This is a genomic window from Bacteroides caecigallinarum (assembly GCF_021530995.1).
Classification (GTDB): Bacteria; Bacteroidota; Bacteroidia; order Bacteroidales; family Bacteroidaceae; genus Phocaeicola; species Phocaeicola faecigallinarum.
The window spans coordinates 1-4788 of sequence record NZ_JADYTF010000169.1; the positions used below are offsets into that span (position 1 = coordinate 1).

Below are 4788 nucleotides of genomic sequence, written 5' to 3' on the forward strand. Positions count from 1 at the left end.
GAGAATAGCTAAAATGCCGTTATGGGCGGAGAGCCGTATACATGGAGACGTGTACGTACGGTTCGGAGGCAGGCTGTCGGAAACCTACCACCGTAAGGTGGCATGGCGCCGACAGCCGAGCCTACAGGTGACGAACAAGAAACTCGAAAACGACATATCCGCTTTCGAGAGTAAGGTTAGTGGACGTTTCGCCATATAAACGCACAGGGTATGAAACGGGCAACAATCACGATGGACGAGTACGGCAGGGTTGCCGTACCGTCCGATGCCGCCAGCGTATGGATGAGCGAAATGGAATTGGTGAAGTTTTTCGATGTTATCGCCCCGACACTTCGTGCCGCCATCCGAGCCGTGTATAAGAGCGGAGGGTTGAATCCTTGCGAGGTGGAAAGGCGCATCAAGCTACCTAACGGTTATTTTTTGGAAGTGTATGCCCTGCCAATGGTCGTTGCACTTGCCTTCCATATCAACACACCCAATGCCGCAAGGGTGCGCAATGCCCTTTTGGAAAGGATGTGCTTGCGAAAAGACAGACAAATTCTGTGGCTTTCGTTAAGCGACAGACAGCCATGTAAATGTTAATGGGTGCGATTATTCGTCAATATATCCATTCGTCAATACGCCCGTGTGGTTACACATCCATACCACTATCATATCAGTCCGAAGAAGTGAGGTTTTGCTTCTTCGGGCTTTTTCTTTTCGCCATTTTAAGGTTGGTATTGCCCATCCTGCTGTATTTTCTTATCCATCGGTTTCTTTTGCGTCGTTCTGCATAGTTTTACGTATCAAGGCTTTAGCCGCCCTGTCGTAGCTTTGCAGCCATGTTTAATCCGCCTGCCGACAAGGTGTCGGCGGCACTAAATCTGTATTAAAGACATGGAAAAGAAAGAAACATTCATCCGAGTAGGCACCGCGCTCTACAAGATTGTAAACCAGCCCCGTATTGACGGCGGCTATGTGAGGAAACGCATCGCATGGAACTCCGAGACCCTGCGGTAGGACTACGGCAAGGACTATATGGCGAGCGTTCCCAAGTATGACGGCTTCTGCACCGTTCCCGACCATGTGGGCTACCAGCCCGTTGTCGGCAAGTTCCTCAACCTCTACGAGCCGATAAGCCACCAGCCGCAGGAGGGCGACTTCCCCTGCATCCGTTCGTTGGTGGAACACATCTTCGGCGAACAGTACGAGTTGGGCATGGACTACTTGCAGCTGCTCTACCTCTATCCCGTTCAGAAACTGCCCATCCTCCTGCTCGTGTCCGAAGAGAGGAATACGGGCAAAAGCACGTTCCTGAACTTCCTGAAAGCCGTATTCCAAAACAACGTGACTTTCAACACCAACGAGGACTTCCGCAGCCAGTTCAATTCCGACTGGGCGGGCAAGTTGCTCATCATGGTGGACGAGGTGCTGCTCAACCGCCGTGAGGACAGCGAGAGGTTGAAGAACCTAAGCACCACGCTTTCCTACAAGGTGGAGGCGAAAGGCAAAGACCGTGACGAGATAGGCTTCTTCGCCAAGTTCGTGCTTTGCTCCAACAACGAACACCTGCCCGTCATCATTGACGCTGGGGAAACACGCTATTGGGTACGGAAGATTGTTCCGTTACGGAATGACGATACCGACTTCCTGCAAAAACTGAAAGCGGAGATACCCGCTTTTCTCCATTTCCTGCAACACAGACAGCCATCCACCAAGAAGGAAAGCCGTATGTGGTTCAATCCGAAGCTGCTGGAGACGGATGCCCTGCGGAAGATTATTCGAAGCAACCGTAACCGTTTGGAGATAGAGATAGGAGAACTGTTGCTCGACATCATGGCAAGCGTGAATGTTGAGTCTGTTTCTTTTTGCCTCAATGACATCATCCCGTTGCTTGTCTGCTCACAAGTCAAGGTGGAGAAGTCACAGGTTCGGAAAGTGGTGCAGGAGTGTTGGAAGCTGGCTCCTGCATCCAATTCGCTTTCCTACACCACCTAACAATACGACTACAACCGCGAGTGCCGTTACTCACCCGTAAGGAGGATTGGACGCTACTATACGGTAAGTAAGGAACAGTTGGAAACACTCTGATATTTTGATGAAATGATGAAAGCATATATAAACATAAAGAATGACAGCGACTTACATTCTCATCAAACGCTCAACAAAAGGATTGGGCTGATGAAAAGAGAAAGGCAACACAACGCCGCTCATCGCTTTTCTTTTGGCAAGCGGTTTGATGAAACGCTGATGAAAGGTTATTGCATTAGCTGTCTGTATATTAGACTATCCAATCATCAATTCATCGGAATTTCAGCCCTTATCAAGTCCGCAGGGGAAACAGCAGCACCATCCCTGCCTGTATGCTGTTGTGCCGACAGGCAATCATGCCGGCACAACGGCACAGAATATCATACAAGGCTGGCAAAAAGAAAAGGACGACCAACATCCGCCGACATCATCGCCGACACCGCCGCAGGCTTTTGGGAACGAAAAGCCATAGCTCATTAGGGCGTTTTCTTCACGCACCGCTGACGCTAATGCTAAAAACACCCCAATGAGCCAACGGGGTTACACCCCTCTGGACACCCCCGTTTGCCCCGTGCGGCACGACCGCAGGCGGACGGATACCGACAAACAATTTGTAGAACCTAAAAAACAAGAAACAAACATGGGATACATAAGCATCCAAATCAACAAGGCGAAAGGGTCGGCTGACGCGGGCGCATCCGACCACATAGAACGCAAAACAATGCCCAAGAACGCCGACCCCACACGCACCCATCTCAACCGTGAACTGGTGGAGTTCCCCGACGGTGTGGCAGACCGCACCGAAGCGATAAGCCACCGCATCCACACGGCAGGCATCAGGCGAAAAATTACTCCCGACCAAGTGAGGGCAATCCGCATCGTGCTTTCAGGCACGCACGAGGACATGGTGAGAGTGCAGGACGAGGGAAGGCTGGACGAGTGGTGCGCCGACAACCTGCAATGGCTGCACCGCACGTTCGGAAAGGAGAACACCGTATCGGCAGTGCTGCACATGGACGAGCACACGCCGCATATTCATGCAACGGTTGTGCCGATAGTAACGGGAGAGCGCAGGAAAGCGAGGAAGAAGCAGGCGGAGGGCAAACGCACCTACCGCAAGAAAGCCAACGCCGTGCGTTTGTGTGCTGACGACCTCATGAGCCGTGAAAGGCTTGTTGCCTATCATGACAGCTATGCCGCAGCGATGGCGAAGTACGGATTGCAGCGTGGCATACGAGGTTCGGAAGCACGGCACACAACCACCGCCCAATACTACCGTGACCTGAAACGGCAGACGGGAGAGCTTGAAGCCAACGTGCAGCAGTTGCAGACCGAATGCCAACAGGCAAAGCAGGAACTTGACGAAGTCAAAAAAGAAATCAAGTCGGAGAAGCTGGAAGCCGCCAAGACCGAGGCGAAAGCGGCACTCGTGGCAAAAGTAGGTTCTCTTTTGGGTAGCGGCAGACTGAAAGAGTTGGAAGCCGACAACCGAACCTTGCAAGGCGAGGTTGCCGCCCGTGACGAGAGTATCGAATTATTGCAAAAGCAGATGGAGCGGCAGCAGGAGGAACACAGCCGCCAATTGATGGAACTGCAAGCCAAGTACCGCAGGGAAATGGCGGACAAGGAAGCGGAACACCAAAGGGAAGTGTCATTCCTGAAGTCCATTATCCAAAAAGCCAAGAAGTGGTTTCCGCTGTTCCAAGAGTTGGTGTACATGGAGAGGTTCTGTCTGAAAGTCGGCTTCAACGAAAGGCAGACTGCCACGCTCATCAGCGGCAAACCGCTGTTCTACGAGGGCGAGCTCTATTCGGAAGAGCACAGGCGGAAGTTCACGACCGAGGAAGCAGGCTTCCAAGTGGTAAAAGACCCGAAAGACATGTCCAAGCTTGCACTTGCCATCAACGGGCAAGTGATTGGAGAGTGGTTCAAGGAGCAGTTTGGCAGGCTGTTCTCATCCGTTAAAAGGACGGTTGAACCGCTTAGGAGAGGCAAGGGCATGGGATTATAAACAATACCAACGGAAGAATAGCAAGTTTGTGTTTGGGGCAGACCAAAACTATCCTCAGTTGGTTGAAACGTCATTTTATTTGTGCCCGAATCCTACTCAAACTTGCCTGTGTGATGCCTAAATAGGTGGCGATACTTCCTAACGGCAACCGCTGTAACAAATCAGGCTCTTTCTCCAACAACTCGTGATACCGTTCCGAGGCGACGGCTGACAACATGGAAATCAGCCGTTCCTCGGCAGCAAGCAGTTCCATTTCCGCATAACGCCGTCCCCAATTGGCTATGTGCAAATCCTTCAAGAATAACTCTTTCAGTTTTTTCCTTTCCAATACATATAAGACAGAATCTTCCATTAGTTCCATTGTTTCATACCCCGGCTCGTCATTCACATATCCTTTCATGGAAACAATGGTCGCCCCTTCCCTGCCGACCCAAAAAGTAATTTCTTTCCCCTCCACCAGAGTATAAGCGCGGACAATGCCTTTTTTGATGAAAAAGATGTCCTTTTCCACCTTGCCATATTCCAACACTTGGAATCCTTTGGGGTATGAGACTTCCGTCAGGCATTGCCGTAACTTGTCCAAAGACACATCCGGCATGGCATATCTCAGGTTGATGATTTCCTTTATATCCATAAGTCATTTTGTTATGTAGGTCGGCGGCATTGCTGCCGCTTTCCCCATTAAGAACTGTACGTGCGACTTTCACCGCATACAGCTCCGATAATTCTAAATTTAATTCTCATAAAATTAAATCGGCTCATAATCA

4 protein-coding genes and 2 pseudogenes are annotated in these 4788 nt (G+C 50.7%); 5 read left to right on the forward strand and 1 reads right to left on the reverse strand.

Going from position 1 to position 4788, the window contains the following annotated elements:
* The 5 genes and pseudogenes from I6E24_RS15315 to mobV all read left to right on the forward strand — a co-directional run.
* Nucleotides 1-199: pseudogene (locus I6E24_RS15315) on the forward strand (hypothetical protein); the annotation flags it as partial.
* Between the two features lie 11 nt (nt 200-210).
* Nucleotides 211-582, forward strand: coding sequence for a hypothetical protein (locus I6E24_RS15320; protein WP_235329472.1), 372 nt, complete (start codon nt 211-213; stop codon nt 580-582).
* Between the two features lie 294 nt (nt 583-876).
* A pseudogene (locus tag I6E24_RS15325) lies at nt 877-2070 on the forward strand (primase-helicase family protein).
* 12 nt (nt 2071-2082) lie between these two features.
* Nucleotides 2083-2490, forward strand: coding sequence for a hypothetical protein (locus I6E24_RS15330; RefSeq protein WP_235329473.1), 408 nt, complete (start codon nt 2083-2085; stop codon nt 2488-2490).
* A 160-nt stretch (nt 2491-2650) separates the two neighbouring features.
* A complete protein-coding gene (gene mobV / locus I6E24_RS15335) occupies nt 2651-4021 on the forward strand; it encodes a MobV family relaxase (protein ID WP_235329474.1) in 1371 nt (456 codons plus the stop codon).
* Between the two features lie 70 nt (nt 4022-4091).
* Here the strand turns inward: mobV and I6E24_RS15340 are convergent, their stop codons facing one another.
* Nucleotides 4092-4655: a Crp/Fnr family transcriptional regulator gene (locus I6E24_RS15340; protein ID WP_235329475.1), complete on the reverse strand. Its 564-nt coding sequence runs from the start codon at nt 4653-4655 to the stop codon at nt 4092-4094.
* Nucleotides 4656-4788: the final 133 nt, after the last annotated feature.